Here is a 15,410-nt window from a genome sequence, read left to right as displayed (position 1 = left end):
ATACCATGCCCACGGCCACAGTCAGGCCAAATGCTACCATGAACGCATGTATCGGCGAGTTTCTCTTGTTGTGCTGTTTTGTGCTGTTTTGCAAAGTCGCCCTCTCTGACTGATCCAGATCAGCCTTACGCCCTCATGGCGCGCGTTTCAAGGCCGCTGCAACCCGCAATCTGAATAACCGCTCTGCCAGAAATGGCGGGAAGGACTTCTCATGCCCTACGTTATCTATCCGCTCTATGCGGTGCTTTCGCTTGTCGCAAACCTTTTTGCGTGGACGCTGTGCGTTCCTATGGCATTGCTATCCGTAGTGACGGGCAAGGACGTGTCGCCTTGGCCCCTTTCCCTGCTTCATACCGCCGACGACACGCTTGACGGCGGGCAGCACCAACTAGGCTGGAAGAAAGTCACAGGCTTTCGCCTCGTCATCCAGCGCGCGCTATGGATCATTCGCAACCCTTCGGGTGGCTTTGATGGCTATTGGCTCGGCATTCCACGCGGGCCAATGACGAAGGTGACGAAGGTAAAGCAAGTCGCTGACGTTGGCTTCACCGGTTTTGTCGAGATTTACCGGCTGGAATACAAGGGCCGCAATTATTTCAGCTACCGGACGAACAAGGTTTGGCTTGGCTGGAACCCGCATGAACCGCTTCCCGGCTACCACGTCCTGAAATTCTCACTGAGAAACGACTGAAAGGCTCGCTATGTCAGAGGTTATTACACTCGCTCAAGTCGAGAAGATTGTCGGACGGCGCTTAACAGCATCCCAGAAGTCCAACGCCAACAGCATGGTTGTCGCTCTCAATTCTTTTGGTGAGATGAAGGGGTTGGATCAGCCGCATCGCTTGGCGCAGTTCCTTGCCCAGATACTCCATGAAAGCGGAGCATTTCGGTACGACAAGGAAGTATGGGGACCGACACCGGCGCAGAAGCGATATGAAGGCCGCAGGGATTTGGGCAACACACAGAAAGGCGACGGCTCCAAGTTCCGAGGCCGGACGCCAATCCAGATCACAGGCAGGGCAAACACACGCGCATTTCGTGACTGGTGCCGCAAATTGACGCTTAGCACGACTCTTGCCGTTCCAAACTTCGAGAATGTGCCGGACGCCATGAACACGGACCCGTGGGAGGGTTTAGGCCCAATCTGGTACTGGGATACCCGAAATCTCAATGTCTACGCCGATCGGGGCGATATCGAGATGATAACAAAGAGAATAAACGGTGGCCTGAATGGCTATGCGGATCGTCTCAACTGGTATGCAGCAACCGCGCTTGTGCTACTCGGATTTGAACGAAGCGGCGTCGCAGCCTTCCAGAAACAGGCCGGGGAAGCTGCGGACGGTGTAGCAGGGCCTCGCACCCGAGCCGCACTTCATCAGGCTCTGGTGGCCCTCACAGCGCCCGCTATGCAGTCACTCGGTATCATGGCCGCTCCCGTAGTGGTTCAAAACGAGGTTCCAGTTGAAGTCGAAAAGCCGACCGTCCCCATTTCAGTAGATCAGGCCGTCAAATCATCAGCCGCAGGTTGGGGGTGGAGCAGTATTAGCCTTGGCGGTCTCGGTGCGGCTATCACATCAGCCACAGGGCTGGACTGGCGTGTAATCGCACTGTTCGCGGGGATCGCTCTGGTTGGCGCCGTGGTGCTGCTCATTATAGGCCCCGCGTTGGTTCGCCGCATCAAGGCCATCCGTGAAGCGGTGGAGAGTTAAGCCATGACCGCCATTGTCGCAGCACTTATATCCAAGGCATGGCCCTACGTCCTCAGCGCGCTTGCTGGGGCGGTTCTAGCGTCCTTCGTGGCATATCCGATAGGCCATGCGTTCGGCGTCTCTCAAGGCCGCGCTCTGGAACGTACAGACGCCTTGCAAAGATCAATGGAAGTCATTCGCGAAAGGAGCGAAACCAATGCGAAAGTCAATAACCTGGATGACGCTGAGCTTTGCTCTGCTATCGGTGGCGTCATGTCAAACGGCTCCTGCAATTGAGGGCTCCGGATTTAGTACTCTCCACCCTTCCAGCGGAACACGGCAGTTTGTCATTGCCAACGATAAACCTTTCGCAAGAGAAATCGCTGCGCACAACGCGACATGCGCCAAACTCAAAGCTTGCACGAAATAATCGAGACACCGTGCAACACACTGAAATACTGAAAATAGGCTAAGAACTGATGGCGGATACGGAAATGGACAGCGGCGATCTGCGGAGCAGAGTGGTCAGCGTCGAGCACACATTGGGGACCAATTCACAGCGGTTGTCATCGCTTGAAACATGGCAGCGCCAACGTGACATATCAGAAGCAAGAAAGGATGAATCGTGGCGGCACATGGATGAGCGTTTTGGGCGCATTGAAGAGGAAATAAGCAAGGTCAACAACACGCTTGCATGGATTGTGAAACTGGTAATGGGGGCTATCATCCTCGGTATCATCGCGTTCATGATCCGGGGCGGCTTTGCGTCTTGATGGATCACCGCTGTTTGTATCTTCCCCGCGTAGCCATGCCGCGTGATCCTGAGACTGTCAGAGTAAAAACTCCAACGGATAGCCCGGAAACGTTCTATGATACGATCCTGACGCCAGACGAAGCTACACAGCTAGGTGTTGATCTGATCAATGACGCCATACGGGCGAAATCAGCCATTGCAAGGCGGGAGCGGTTAGCCTCCAAAGCCGATCACTAGCTGATACACCATATTCCCAACGCTAAACACGATAAAGCAGCACATGATTATCCCTGCTATGAGCAGAATGAAATCAGTGTCGCCGGGGAAACGGGTCACGCGTCTATAAATCCATGTTTTTGGGCGTTTCTGTGCGCGTTTCTGTGCGCGTCCAACTATGATAGCAAGCTAACCTATTGAATTTACTGGTCGGAGTGGCAGGATTCGAACCTGCGACCCCGTCGTCCCGAACGACGTGCGCTACCAGGCTGCGCTACACTCCGCGACCAGACGCCGGGCTTATAGCTTCCGCATTCCGTTCCCGCAAGGTTGAATGGCGGGGTAATTTGCCATCCCCTCCTAAATACTGAAGAGCAGCGGATATTCTGGTGCGAATAAACAAGCCTTAAAGGCTTCCATGTTAGCACGCGATGACCTTCCGTACCGGAAGTCATTGTATCTGTGTCCTTTGGAGCTTCGCTGTAGTGGCCTTGAATATTGTTAGCGACGCAAAGCCAAACACCTTCGGGTTTGAGAATTCGGCGCTCATCAAGCCGTCCGGATTTCGCGAATATGATGCGCGTTGGTGGTTCGGCCATCCGGGATCGGACAAGCCACCGGAACTCAACCTGATCGGTGTCCAGGCACTCGGCATGGGGCTGGCAACATTGTCCAGACGCCTTGGCGTGGGGCCGGACGTCATAACAGGGCATGATTTCCGTGCCTACTCGCTGAGTATCAAACTGGCACTTGTTTCGGGCATGATGGCTGCCGGTGCGCGGGTCAAGGATATTGGTCTGGCGCTTTCGCCGATGGCTTACTTTGCCCAGTTCGCACTGGATGTTGCATCTGTGGCGATGGTGACCGCTTCGCATAATGAGAACGGCTGGACCGGGGTCAAGATGGGCGTTGCCCGGCCCTTGACCTTCGGGCCTGAAGAAATGACCGCGCTCAAGAATATCGTTCTCGCCGGTGATTTCGATCTGATTGGGGGCGGCTCATATGAGTTTGTCAATGGCTTTCGCGAGACGTATCTGGCGGACCTGACGCCGGAGAAAAACTCACCAGAAAGCTCAAAGTGGTCGCTGCCTGCGGCAACGGCACGGCAGGCGCGTTCGCGCCAGTGGCTTTGGTGCGAATGGGTTGTGAGGTCGTGCCTCTCGATGTCGAACTGGACCACAACTTCCCGAACTACAATCCCAATCCCGAAGACATGAAAATGCTCCATGCCATTCGCGACAAGGTTCTGGAAACGGGAGCCGATGTCGGGCTCGGCTTTGACGGCGACGGTGACCGCTGTGGCGTCGTCGACAACGAAGGAAACGAGATTTTCGCAGACAAGGTCGGCGTCATGCTGGCGCGCGATATTTCGCGCAACCATCCGGGCTCAAACTTCGTCGTTGACGTGAAGTCGACCGGGCTTTTCCATACGGACCCCGAACTGAACGCCAACGGGGCTGTCACCAACTACTGGAAAACCGGCCATTCCTACATCAAGCGCCGCGTTGCCGAACTCGGTGCCATCGCCGGTTTCGAGAAGTCCGGCCACTTTTTCTTCAATCCGCCGATCGGGCGCGGTTACGACGATGGGCTGGTCACGGCGATGGCCGTTTGTGGCATGCTGGAACGCAGCCCGGGCAAGACCATGGCCGACCTCTACCGCGACCTGCCGCTGACCTTCGGCACGCCGACCATGTCGCCACATTGCGCCGATGATCTGAAATATGGCGTGGTGGAGCGCGTCACCGCTGATTTTCAGGAGATGAAGGCAAAAGATGCGGACTTCGCCGGGCAAAAGATCACCGATCTGATCACCGTCAATGGCATCCGCGTTGTCTCTGAGGATGGCACATGGGGGCTGGTGCGCGCCTCTTCGAACAAGCCGGAACTTGTCGTGGTTGTCGAAAGCCCGGTGTCATCGCAGCGCCGCGGAGAAATGTTCGACGCAGTCGATTGCGTGCTTCGCCGGAGCCCTGAAGTCGGCCCCTACAACCAGACATTTTGACTGTGAAGGCCTATCACCCGTGAGAGTAGCATGAGCGAACGCATTGTCAGTTTTGTCATGAGTGGCGGTGTCGGCTCACGCCTGTGGCCCTTGTCGCGCGAAGACAATCCAAAGCAGTTTCACGATCTGTCGGGCGACGGCTCGATGCTGGTGAAGACCATGCGCCGGTTGACGGCAAGGCCGCACGGCGAAACGCCCGTCTTTCTCATTGCCGCAGAGCGTCACGCGACGCGTATCCTGTCCGACCTTGGCGGCATGGACATTTCGGGCGGTAGCGCCCTGTTTGAACCGACCGGGCGAAACACCGCCGCCGCCGTTGCGTTGGCGACCTTGCGGACCCTGTCCGAGTTTGGTGATGCGCTGGTTCTGGTGGTGCCCTCCGATCACCAGATTTCAACGATGCAGCAATTCTGGCAAACCATCGAAGCTGGTGTTCCGGCCGCGCAAGATGGCCGGTTGGTTGTCTTTGGCGTGACGCCTGCGCAGCCTGAAACCGGATATGGATATATCGAGGTCAGCGGCGAAAAACACGGCATTTTCGATGTCGCGCGGTTTGTTGAAAAGCCGGACATCGACAAGGCGCGCCGCTACCTTGAGGCTGGCAATTTCTACTGGAACACCGGCATATTCCTGTTTCGCGCCAGCACCATGCGTGATGCTTTTCTCGCACTTCAGCCCGATATCTGGCGCGCCACCGAAACTGCTTTCAAGGCCGCAACCAGCGATCTTTTCGGTCTTTACATGCCGCTCGATCTTTATTCAGAAATTCCGTCAAACTCGATCGACTATGCCATCATGGAGCGCGCGCACGGTATCGCCATGGCACCGGCCACCTTCCGCTGGAATGACCTTGGTTCCTGGCAGGCGCTGCTCGATGTCGGGCCATCGGATGACAATGGCAATGTCGTTGTCGGTGATGTCGTCGCCATTGATTGCGAAAATTCCTACATCCGCAGTCAGGGCCGCTTGCTTTCAGCCGTGGGCCTCAAGGATATCGCTATCGTTGCCACGGCGGACGCGACATTTGTGGCCCCGGTCAGCCATAGCCAGAATGTCAGGAAAATCGTCGAACAGCTTGAAAACAGTGGGCGTCTGGAAACCAGATTCACGCCCGCTCATGACCGCGTCATCGAAAGCGGTGCATGGCGCGACCGTGTTCATCACTGGTTGTTTCATGAGGCACTGCCGCTTTGGTCAACCATTGGCGTTGACGAAAATCATGGTGGTTTCCATGAGGCGCTTGGCCTTGATGCCGCCCCGCTGATGAAGCCGAAGCGTATGCGCACGATGGCAAGGCAGGTTTACGCCTTTACTGTAGCCAAGGCGCGCGGATGGGAAGGACCGGCTGACAGCATCATTGCCCATGGCATCGACTTCATGACGAGGAATGGCCGCACCGACAAGGGGGCTGGGTCCGAACGCTCAATGTCGACGGCAGCGTTGCCGATGCAACAGAAGATGCCTACGACCATTCCTGCGTGCTGCTGGCTTTGGCGCATGCCCATATGTGTGGCAATGCCGACGCCTTGCGCTTGGGCGAGGAAACTTTCGCGTTTCTCGACAGCCATTTGGAAGATAACAGCCTCACTGGTTTTCTGGAGACACCCGACGGTCAGGAATTGCGCCGCTCGAACCCGCATATGCACCTGCTCGAAGCCTTTCTCGCCTGGTATGCGGCAACGGGCGATAGAACCTATCTGAGGCGCGCGGCACGCATCATCGATCTGTTTCGCAATCACTTTTTCGATGCGGAAAGCTGGACGGTTGGAGAATATTTCAACGCCGACTGGAAGCCGGCAACGGGCAAGAAAGGGGACTGGACCGAGCCGGGGCACCATTTCGAATGGGCTTCACTTCTGGTCGATTTCGCGGCACGCAGCGGGCAGGCGGACCTCACCGGCTATGCGCGCAAGCTCTATGCATCTGCGGTCGCCAATGGCCTCAATCGTTCGACCGGTCTGGCGTATGGTGCTGTCTCGCGCCACGGGCTGCCGCTGGATGAACTCTCGCGCAGTTGGCCGCAAACCGAAGCCATCAAGGCATCCATCGCGCTGGATGGATCGGGTGGACCGAACCTCAAGCCGGAAGTCGAGGCGCGGGTTGGCCGCCTGTTTCGTTGGCACATTGATCCGGCACCGCTCGGCCTGTGGATCGACCGTATTGATGAACACGGGCGTTCGGTAGCGAGCGAAGTTCCAGCAAGTATTTTCTACCATCTCGTATGTGCACTGACGCAATATCTCGACGGCACTGCGGGGCAGGGGCAAGGATAGGGAGGGGCTCAGTAGGGGCTGTCGACGTCGCCGGTTTCGACATAGACAGATTTCACCTGCGAATAGAGCGCGAGCGCCGCTGCCGAATTCTCGCGGCCTATTCCTGATTGCTTGACGCCACCGAACGGCATTTCCACAGGCGTCAGATTGTAGGTGTTGATCCAGCATGTCCCGGCTTGCAACTCGCCAATGATGCGGTGAGCGCGTGTCAGGTCTTTGGTGAATACGCCTGCCGCAAGACCGAATTCGGTATCGTTGGCGCGCTGGACGGCCTCGTCTTCACTTTCGAATTTGAGGACGCTCATCACCGGGCCGAAGATTTCCTCGCGCGCAATGCGCATATCGTCCTGCACGCCGGTAAAGACGGTTGGTTCGATGAAAAAGCCGCCATCGAAGCCTTGTAAGGATGGAACATTGCCGCCACAGGCAAGCGTCGCGCCTTCCTGCTTGCCTGCCTCGATATAGGCGACGACCTTTTCGTACTGCGCTTTGCTGACCATTGGTCCCATTTGTGTTTCCGCATCAAGCGGATCGCCTATGCGGATTTTCTTCGTGCGCTCCGTCAACCGCTCGACAAACCGGTCGTGAATGCCTTTCTGGACGAAGACGCGGGTGCCATTGGAGCAGACCTGACCCGTTGAATAGAAATTGCCGAGCATGGCACCGCCAATGGCGTTTTCAAGATCGGCATCGTCGAAAACGATCAAGGGCGACTTGCCGCCGAGTTCCATCGTCGCATGTTTCATCTTTGATCCGGCAAGCGACAAAACCTTGCGCCCGGTCGGTACGGACCCTGTGACCGACACTTTGGCGACCGCATCATGGGCAACGAGCGCGCCACCCACATCGCCAAATCCCTGCACAACGTTGAAAAGCCCATCGGGCAGGCCGGCTTCGGAGTAGATTTCAGCCAGCGCAAGTGCTGACAAGGGTGTGTTTTCGGAAGGCTTGAACACCATCGAATTGCCCATGGCGAGCGCCGGTGCCGACTTCCAGCCGGCAATCTGGATCGGATAGTTCCACGCGCCGATCCCTACGCAAACACCAAGCGCCTCACGCCGCGTATAGGCAAATGGCCCGCCAAGGTCGATGAAATCACCGTTGAAGGTGGCAATTGCCCCGCCGAAGAATTCCAGGCAGTCGGCGGCTGACGGCGCATCCGCCACCAGTGTTTCCTGAATGGCCTTTCCGGTGTCGAGTGTCTCAATCCGCGCCAGCGCCTCATTGCGCTCGCGCAGGATGTCGGCGGCGCGGCGAAGGATGCGCCCGCGCTCCACCGGCTTCAGCCGCGCCCAGGCGGGTTGGGCCGCACGCGCAGCCTCGACGGCAAGTTCAACGATATTGGGCGTTGCCGAATGCAACGTGGCGATCGTCTCGCCGGTTGCCGGATAGATGACCGCCAGCTCCGCGCCACGATCATCATCGATGTAGCGTCCATTGACATAGTGCGATGCGGTGGGTTGCGCGCGCATGGGCTGTTCTCCAGTCGTCTTCAAGGCAGCTGCCAGATAGTGCGAATTGCCGCGATCATGCTCTATCTGTCCGACACCTTCCAGCGCGGATTGAGCCAGGGTTCCTGGTTTGACGGGGGCAAGGGAGTGCGGCCAAGAATATGGTCAGCGGCCTTTTCGCCGGTCATGATCGAGGGGCCGTTGAGGTTTCCGTTGGTTATACGCGGAAAGATCGACGAATCCGCCAGTCGCAACCCGTCGACGCCGATGACGCGACATTCGGGATCGACAACGCTGGTTGGATCGTCGGCACGCCCCATCCGGCAGGTTCCGCATGGGTGATAGGCGCTCTCCGCATGTTCGCGGATGAACGCATCAAGTGCGTCATCGGATTGAACGTTCTGGCCCGGCGATATTTCGCGGCCACGATAGGGATCGAACGCCGCTTGCGAGAAAATCTCGCGGGTCAGCCTGATGCAATGGCGAAAATCCGCCCAATCTTCAGCGTGCGCCATATAGTTGAAATGGATGACCGGTTTTTCGCGTGGGTCGGACGAGCGCAGGGAAACCGCGCCCCGCGATTTCGAACGCATCGGACCGACATGCGCCTGAAAGCCATGTGACTTTGCTGCCGCCTTGCCGTCATAGCGCACAGCTGCGGGAATGAAATGATATTGGATGTCGGGATAATCGACACCGGCTTTCGAGCGGACAAAGGCAGCAGCTTCGAAATGGTTGGTTGCACCAAGGCCGGTTTTCAGGAACAGCCAGCGGGCACCGATCAGCGCCTTGGAGAAGGGATTCAAAACCGAGTAAAGCGTGATCGGCTGTGTCGATTCCTGCTGGATATAAAGTTCGAGATGATCCTGCAAATTTTGACCGACACCAGCACGGTCGGCGACAAGCGCGATGTCGTGTTCGGCGAGGTGTTGGGCTGGTCCGATGCCTGAAAGCATCAGGATTTTGGGCGAGTTGATGGACGAGGCAGCAATGATGACTTCGCGCCGCGCCTTGATGATCTGAACGCGTCCATGAGTCTCGATCTCAACGCCGGTCGCGCGTTGATTCTCAATGACAACGCGGCGTGCGAAACCTTTGACAAGACTCAGGTTCTTTCGCTTGAGCGCCGGGCGCAAATAGGCATTGGCAGTCGACCACCGCCGGCCATTGTGGATGGTCTGTTCCATGGCGCCGAAGCCTTCCTGCTTGGAGCCATTATAGTCGTCGGTCAACTCGAAGCCGGCTTCGTGACCGGCCTTGATGAAAGCATGGTAAAGCGGATTTCTGCGCGCTCCTCGTTGGACGTGCAGCGGTCCGCTCTTGCCGCGCCAGCCTTCCTCGCCGCCTTCATTGTCTTCCATTCGCTTGAAGTAGGGCAGAACGTCGGCATAACCCCAGCCGGTTGCTCCCTGCTCAACCCAATGGTCGAAATCTCGCGCGTGGCCACGCACGTAAACCATGCCGTTGATCGACGACGATCCACCAAGAACCTTGCCGCGCGGGGTTGCCAGAACACGCCCGCCAAGATGCGGTTCGGGTTCGCTGGAAAAGCCCCAATCGTAATGCGCCATGTTCATCGGGATCGACAGGGCCGATGGCATCTGAATGAGCGGGCCGGCGTCAGTCCCCCCATACTCGATGACGATGACGGAGTGCTTTCCATCTTCAGACAGGCGATAGGCCATGGCCGAACCGGCAGACCCTGAACCGATAATGACGAAATCAGCTTCAAGCATCGTTCATATGCTCCATGAGATCACTGCCCGGGACATTGCCGCTATTCTCCTCGGGGAAAGCGCTTCCGCTCTTCGAGCGTATTGAGGTCCATGTGGTTGCGCATGTAGCGCTCCGATGCCTTTTGCAACGGCTGGAATTCCCACGGGTAGTAGGCACCGTTGCGCAAGGCTGGATAGACAACCCAGCGCCGCGCCTGACTGGCGCGCACATCCGCATCGAAGGCGGCCATATCCCAGCGCGCCCGAACTTTTTCCATGAAAGTGCTGACAAGCGCGGCATTGGCCGGGTCCGCCGCCAGATTGACCTGTTCATGCGGATCCGATTCAAGATCAAAGAGTTGCGGCGGGTCGATCTCGCAATGCACGAACTTGAAGCGCCCGTCCCGGATTGCCACAAGAGGCGCGTTAGAGCCTTCGGCGGCGTACTCCATGAGCACCGGCTCTGTTCTGGCCTCACCTTGCATGAGCGGCATCAGGGACTGCCCGTCCGTCCACGGCATGATGGCGCTCATGTCGATGCCGGCGAGATCGCAAAGGGTGGGAAGAATATCGAGGTTGGATACCGGGGCGTCGAGAAGGCGCGCGGCAACGCCGTCGCCCGCAATCATCAGCGGCACCCGCGCCGAGCCTTCATAGAAGGACATCTTGAACCAGAGACCCCGTTCGCCGAGCATGTCGCCATGATCGGCGCAGAACACGATGATCGTATCGTCGCGCATTCTGGTGCGTTCCAGTGCCGACAGCAATTCTCCGATCTTGTCGTCGAGATAGGAGATATTGGCGAAATAGCCGCGCCGCGAACGGCGGACCTGTTCCGGCGTTATATCGAAGCTGTCATAGTCGCTTGCCCGGTAAAGACGCTGCGAATGTGGGTCTTGCTGATCATAGGGGATGAAGCCGGTTTCAGGCTCCAGCGCCGGACAGTCATCGTAAAGATCCCAATATTGCTTGCGCGCAACATAAGGATCGTGCGGATGGGTGAAAGAGGCTGTCAGGCACCAGGGACGCCGCTCGTCATCATCGGACACGCGTGCGAATTCATAGATTTTCTGGACGGCGTTGAAGGCGACCTCGTCGTCATACTCCATCTGGTTGGAGATTTCTGCGACCCCGGCACCGGTGACCGATCCGAGATTGTGATACCACCAGTCGATGCGTTCACCCGGTTTGCGATAGTCTGGCGTCCAGCCAAAATCAGCGGGATAAATGTCCGTCGTCAAACGTTCCTCGAAGCCATGTAACTGGTCAGGCCCGACGAAATGCATTTTACCCGACAGACAGGTCTGGTATCCGGCAGCGCGCAAATGGTGCGCATAGGTGGGGATCGACGATGCGAATTCCGCCGCGTTGTCATAAACCCCGGTGCGCGAGGGAAGTTGTCCACTCATGAACGAAGCCCGACCTGGCGCACATAAGGGCGATGCCGTGTAATTGTTCTGGAAGCGCGCCGAACACGACGCAAGTGCCTTTAGGTTTGGCGCATGGAGAAAATCAACCGGGCCATCGGGGAACAGCGTGCCGTTCAACTGATCGACCATGATGATGAGGATGTTTGGCTTCCGGGTCATGGATTGAGTGCCTGTTGTGCGAGTTTGGCGTCGACATAATCTTCGGTGAGGGCGCTGGCGCTGGCCGGGTTTGGAAGACCGTCGCGCAAAGCCCTGCGGATATACAACCCGTCTATGAGAGCGGCGATCGCTTCGGCCATGCGTTCGGCCTCGCCGCGTGGCATGAGCGCGATAAGCCCGCTCATCAGGTTTGAATGCAGCCGTCGTGCATAGACGCGCAACAACCGGCGCAGGGTCAGGGAATTCTGCGCTTCGACATAAAAGGCCAGCCATGCGTGGACCGTTTCTTCGCGAAACTGGCTTGTGCTGAAATTGACCGAAATGACGGCCGATATACGCTTGCGTGGCGTTGTCGCATTGCGCAGAGCGGCAACCGCGTCATCGCCAAGATCGGCAAGAAGGCGACGCATCGTTGCCAGCAATAATTCCTCTTTCGGGCCGAAGTAATGGTGTGCCAGTGCCGATGAAACGCCGGCGCGGTCGGCAATGTCCGACATTGTCACATTCAATGAGCCGCGTTCGCCGATCACCGAGATCGTTGCGTCGATCAGCGCCTTGCGGCGCACAGGCTCCATACCAATTTTCGGCATATCGCTTCTCCCGCAGGCAGTTTATTTTTAATTGACTGACCAATCAACAAAAAAATTCGAACCTGAAACAACATCGCAATGCGGGCTTTACGGAACGGCCGGGTGGGTTCATTTTGGTGCGCAGGAAAATACCGTCTGCGCCAGATCATCGGGCCATCGGACGCCAAGGAGAATGAAATGACTGCATGTATTGTTGGCTGGGCCCATTCGCGCTTTGGCAAACTTGAAGGTGAAACGCTTGAAGGACTCATCATCCAGGTTGCCACCGAGGCGCTGGACCATGCAGGCATTGGCCCTGACGATGTGGACGAAATCGTACTCGGCCATTTCAATGCGGGGTTTTCCGCGCAGGATTTTACGGCGAGCCTCGTTCTTCAGGCCGATGACCGGCTCCGTTTCAAACCGGCAACCCGTGTCGAGAACGCCTGTGCGACCGGATCGGCGGCTGTTCGCCAAGGCATTCGCGCCATCGACGCCAAGGCCGCGCGCACTGTTTTGGTGGTTGGTGCCGAGCAGATGACGACGACGCCCGGTCCGGAAATCGGCAAGAATCTTTTGCGCGCTTCTTACCTGCCGGAGGATGGCGATATTCCGGCCGGTTTTGCTGGCGTTTTCGGCAAGATCGCCGATGCCTATTTTCAGCGCCACGGCGACCAGTCTGATGCGCTTGCCATGATTGCCGCCAAGAACCACAAGAACGGCGTCGACAATCCCTATGCCCAGATGCGCCGGGATTTCGGATATGATTTTTGCCGGCAGGAAAGTGAGAAGAACCCGTTTGTTGCCGGGCCGTTGAAGCGCACCGACTGCTCGCTGGTTTCAGACGGTGCGGCAGCGCTTGTGCTCACCGACAGCACCAACGCCTTGAAGATGCGCCGTGCCGTTGCGTTTCGTGCCAATGAGCATGTGCAGGACTTTCTGCCCATGTCGAAGCGCGACATCCTGTTGTTTGAGGGTTGCGAGCAGGCATGGGGCCGCGCTTTGGCAAACGCCGGGATAACGCTCGAAGATTTGTCATTCGTCGAAACCCATGATTGCTTCACCATCGCCGAACTTATCGAATATGAAGCAATGGGGCTGGCACCACGCGGCGAGGGAGCCAAAGTGGCGCTAAGTGGCGAAACGGCAAAGGATGGCCGCCTGCCGGTCAATCCATCGGGGGTCTCAAATCCAAGGGGCACCCGATTGGCGCGACCGGTGTTTCCATGCATGTCCTGACGGCAATGCAGCTTACGGGCGAGGCGGGCGGCATTCAGGTGCCGGGCGCAAAGCTTGGCGGCATCTTCAATATGGGCGGTGCTGCGGTGGCCAATTACGTGTCTATCCTGGATCGTATCAGATGAGACAATCCGCCATTGTGACCGGTGGTGCATCTGGCAATGGCATGGCCATTGCCAGAAGGCTGTTGGACGATGGCTGGCCGGTGGCAGTGGTCGATGCTGATATCGATGCGCTGGACATTGCCGAAGACACGCTTGGCGATGAAAATGCGATATTTCTTGAAGCCGATACGACGGATGAAGATGCTGTCGCGGCAGCCTTTGACGAGGTGGTTGACCGTTTGGGGTTGGTTGGCGGGCTGGTCAATTCAACCACGCCCAGTGCGTTTGTCTCGGCTGAGGAAACCAGCGTGGAATTTCTGCGCGAGGCGCTCGAGATCAATCTCGTCGCCGCGTTCATCGCTTCCAGGGCAGCGCTGGAACGGATGGGTGCTTCGCTCTCCATCGTCAATATCGTGGCGGCCAACGGTCTTCGGGCAAATCGTGGACATCTCGCCCATGGTGCGGCAAATGCCGGGGTGAAATTGCTGTCCGAGGTGCTGGCCAGCGAATTTGGCAATCGCAGCGTGCGGGTCAACTGCGTAGCAGTGGGTGTCGTCGAGACCCCTATGGAAGGGGTTGGTGTCAATGACCCGGCGTTTTGGCTACGACACATCCCGCAAGGCCGTTTCGGTCAGCCAGATGAAGTGGCGGCCGCAACCGCATTCCTGCTTTCACCGGAGGCCAGCTACGTCAACGGTCATACCCTGACTGTGGACGGAGGATTATTGGCATCTGGGCTGAGCAAAGAATAGCCATAGGCGCTATGTCAGGCTATTCGCGATTTCAAATCAGGTGACATCATGACAAATCCGGTTCTGGTCGACGTGCTGAGAGGCACGGTTGTGGAGAGCGCCCATCGCGGCGCAATTGCCGTGATAGACGCCGATGGCAAAACCGTGTGGGAAATCGGCGAGACGCAAAAGGCGGTGTTTCCGCGTTCTGCGGTAAAAGCCATTCAAGCTTTGCCGTTGGTGGAGAGCGGGGCCGCCGATGCTTATGACTTTGAAGACAGGGAATTGGCACTGGCCTGTGCCTCACATTCGGGGGAAGTGGCCCATGCGGAACTTGCGCGCGCAATGTTAGCCAAGGCTGGCCTTGATGATACGGCATTGGAATGTGGGGCGCATTGGCCGACCAACCAGAAGGCGACAATTGCTTTGGCACGGACGGGCGGATCGCCCTGTGCACTTCACAATAATTGTTCGGGCAAACATGCAGGCTTCCTGTGTACCTGCGCTCACTCCGGCATTGCCCCTCGCGGCTACGTAAAAGCTGACCATGCCTTGCAGGAAATGGTGCGGGGCACGATGGAGGAAGTGACGGGAGCCGCACATGATGCAGACCATCGTGGCACTGATGGCTGTTCGATCCCTACCTATGCTGTTCCACTTAAAAGCCTGGCGCTTGGATTTGCCCGCATGGTTTCTGGAGCGGGCCTCGCTCCGCAAAGGGCAAAGCTGCCAAGCGCCTGATGGCTGCCTGCATGGCTGAGCCATTTCTGGTTTCAGGAACAGACAGGTTCGATATGGCGTTGATGAAAGCCGCTCCGGGGCAGATATTCGCTAAGGTGGGAGCGGAAGGCGTCTACTGTGCCGCATTGCCAGAACTGGGGTTTGGTATAGCGCTGAAATGCGATGATGGGGAGATAAGGGCAGCAGAAGTGATGGTTGCGGCAGTTCTTGCAAAGCAATTGGCGAATGACGGCCCGCTGGTTGCAAAGCTTTCAGACCTTGCCAGACCGGCCATGACCAACTGGAACGGCCTTCCTGTCGCAAGTCTGCGCCCCACCGCGGCCTTTGCCTGAAGT

Annotated in this window: 9 protein-coding genes, 1 tRNA gene and 4 pseudogenes; 9 read left to right on the top strand and 5 right to left on the bottom strand. The window is 57.5% G+C overall.

Annotated features, from left to right (window positions below):
• The first annotated feature begins 211 nt into the window (after positions 1-211).
• The 4 genes from AC0L7S_RS02395 to AC0L7S_RS02380 all read left to right on the top strand — a co-directional run bounded on the left by AC0L7S_RS02395 (position 212) and on the right by AC0L7S_RS02380 (position 2,461).
• On the top strand, positions 212-691 hold the full coding sequence (locus tag AC0L7S_RS02395) for a DUF7338 family protein (protein WP_473472900.1): 480 nt from the start codon (positions 212-214) through the stop codon (positions 689-691).
• Between the two features lie 10 nt (positions 692-701).
• On the top strand, positions 702-1,709 hold the full coding sequence (locus tag AC0L7S_RS02390; protein WP_473472899.1) for a glycoside hydrolase family 19 protein: 1,008 nt from the start codon (positions 702-704) through the stop codon (positions 1,707-1,709).
• Between the two features lie 3 nt (positions 1,710-1,712).
• A complete protein-coding gene (locus AC0L7S_RS02385; RefSeq protein ID WP_473472898.1) occupies positions 1,713-1,985 on the top strand; it encodes a hypothetical protein in 273 nt (90 codons plus the stop codon).
• Between the two features lie 182 nt (positions 1,986-2,167).
• Positions 2,168-2,461, top strand: coding sequence for a hypothetical protein (locus AC0L7S_RS02380; protein ID WP_473472897.1), 294 nt, complete (start codon positions 2,168-2,170; stop codon positions 2,459-2,461).
• Positions 2,462-2,865: 404 nt separating this feature from the next.
• On the opposite strand, the gene AC0L7S_RS02375 is transcribed toward AC0L7S_RS02380, so the two are convergent.
• Positions 2,866-2,942 (bottom strand) — tRNA-Pro (locus AC0L7S_RS02375).
• A 201-nt stretch (positions 2,943-3,143) separates the two neighbouring features.
• Between AC0L7S_RS02375 and AC0L7S_RS02370 the strand changes: the two are divergent.
• Positions 3,144-4,663 (top strand): annotated as a pseudogene (locus AC0L7S_RS02370) (phosphomannomutase/phosphoglucomutase).
• 30 nt (positions 4,664-4,693) lie between these two features.
• Positions 4,694-6,936 (top strand): annotated as a pseudogene (locus AC0L7S_RS02365) (AGE family epimerase/isomerase).
• Positions 6,937-6,944: 8 nt separating this feature from the next.
• On the opposite strand, the gene betB reads toward AC0L7S_RS02365, so the two are convergent.
• The 4 genes from betB to betI all read right to left on the bottom strand — a co-directional run bounded on the left by betB (position 6,945) and on the right by betI (position 12,281).
• The gene (gene betB / locus AC0L7S_RS02360) at positions 6,945-8,408 is read right to left on the bottom strand and encodes a betaine-aldehyde dehydrogenase (protein WP_473472896.1); all 1,464 of its coding nucleotides are present in this window, start codon (positions 8,406-8,408) and stop codon (positions 6,945-6,947) included.
• A 62-nt stretch (positions 8,409-8,470) separates the two neighbouring features.
• Positions 8,471-10,123 (bottom strand): choline dehydrogenase, encoded by a 1,653-nt coding sequence (betA, locus tag AC0L7S_RS02355; protein WP_473472895.1) that lies wholly within the window; start codon positions 10,121-10,123, stop codon positions 8,471-8,473.
• Positions 10,124-10,164: 41 nt separating this feature from the next.
• On the bottom strand, positions 10,165-11,691 hold the full coding sequence (gene betC / locus AC0L7S_RS02350) for a choline-sulfatase (RefSeq protein WP_473472894.1): 1,527 nt from the start codon (positions 11,689-11,691) through the stop codon (positions 10,165-10,167).
• Positions 11,688-12,281: a choline-binding transcriptional repressor BetI gene (gene betI, locus AC0L7S_RS02345; RefSeq protein ID WP_473472893.1), complete on the bottom strand. Its 594-nt coding sequence runs from the start codon at positions 12,279-12,281 to the stop codon at positions 11,688-11,690. The genes betC and betI overlap by 4 nt, the downstream gene beginning before the upstream one ends.
• A 177-nt stretch (positions 12,282-12,458) precedes the next feature.
• Between betI and AC0L7S_RS02340 the strand changes: the two are divergent.
• The 3 genes and pseudogenes from AC0L7S_RS02340 to AC0L7S_RS02330 all read left to right on the top strand — a co-directional run bounded on the left by AC0L7S_RS02340 (position 12,459) and on the right by AC0L7S_RS02330 (position 15,407).
• Positions 12,459-13,624: pseudogene (locus AC0L7S_RS02340) on the top strand (acetyl-CoA acetyltransferase).
• On the top strand, positions 13,621-14,355 hold the full coding sequence (locus AC0L7S_RS02335) for an SDR family NAD(P)-dependent oxidoreductase (protein ID WP_473472892.1): 735 nt from the start codon (positions 13,621-13,623) through the stop codon (positions 14,353-14,355). Before AC0L7S_RS02340 ends, AC0L7S_RS02335 begins: the two are co-directional and overlap by 4 nt.
• A 45-nt stretch (positions 14,356-14,400) precedes the next feature.
• Positions 14,401-15,407: pseudogene (locus tag AC0L7S_RS02330) on the top strand (asparaginase).
• Positions 15,408-15,410 lie beyond the last annotated feature (3 nt).

It is taken from the genome of Mesorhizobium sp. G2-6-1, assembly GCF_055809095.1.
The sequence above is the reverse complement of the archived record's forward strand: the minus strand, read 5'-3'. Positions and strand labels throughout refer to the sequence as shown.

Coding starts and splice junctions, on each gene's coding strand:
- AC0L7S_RS02395 (WP_473472900.1), top strand. CDS start 212: ATGCCCTACGTTATCTATCCGCTCTATGCGGTGCTTTCGCTTGTCGCA.
- AC0L7S_RS02390 (WP_473472899.1), top strand. CDS start 702: ATGTCAGAGGTTATTACACTCGCTCAAGTCGAGAAGATTGTCGGACGG.
- AC0L7S_RS02385 (WP_473472898.1), top strand. CDS start 1,713: ATGACCGCCATTGTCGCAGCACTTATATCCAAGGCATGGCCCTACGTC.
- AC0L7S_RS02380 (WP_473472897.1), top strand. CDS start 2,168: ATGGCGGATACGGAAATGGACAGCGGCGATCTGCGGAGCAGAGTGGTC.
- betB (WP_473472896.1), bottom strand. CDS start 8,408: ATGCGCGCGCAACCCACCGCATCGCACTATGTCAATGGACGCTACATC.
- betA (WP_473472895.1), bottom strand. CDS start 10,123: ATGCTTGAAGCTGATTTCGTCATTATCGGTTCAGGGTCTGCCGGTTCG.
- betC (WP_473472894.1), bottom strand. CDS start 11,691: ATGACCCGGAAGCCAAACATCCTCATCATCATGGTCGATCAGTTGAAC.
- betI (WP_473472893.1), bottom strand. CDS start 12,281: ATGCCGAAAATTGGTATGGAGCCTGTGCGCCGCAAGGCGCTGATCGAC.
- AC0L7S_RS02335 (WP_473472892.1), top strand. CDS start 13,621: ATGAGACAATCCGCCATTGTGACCGGTGGTGCATCTGGCAATGGCATG.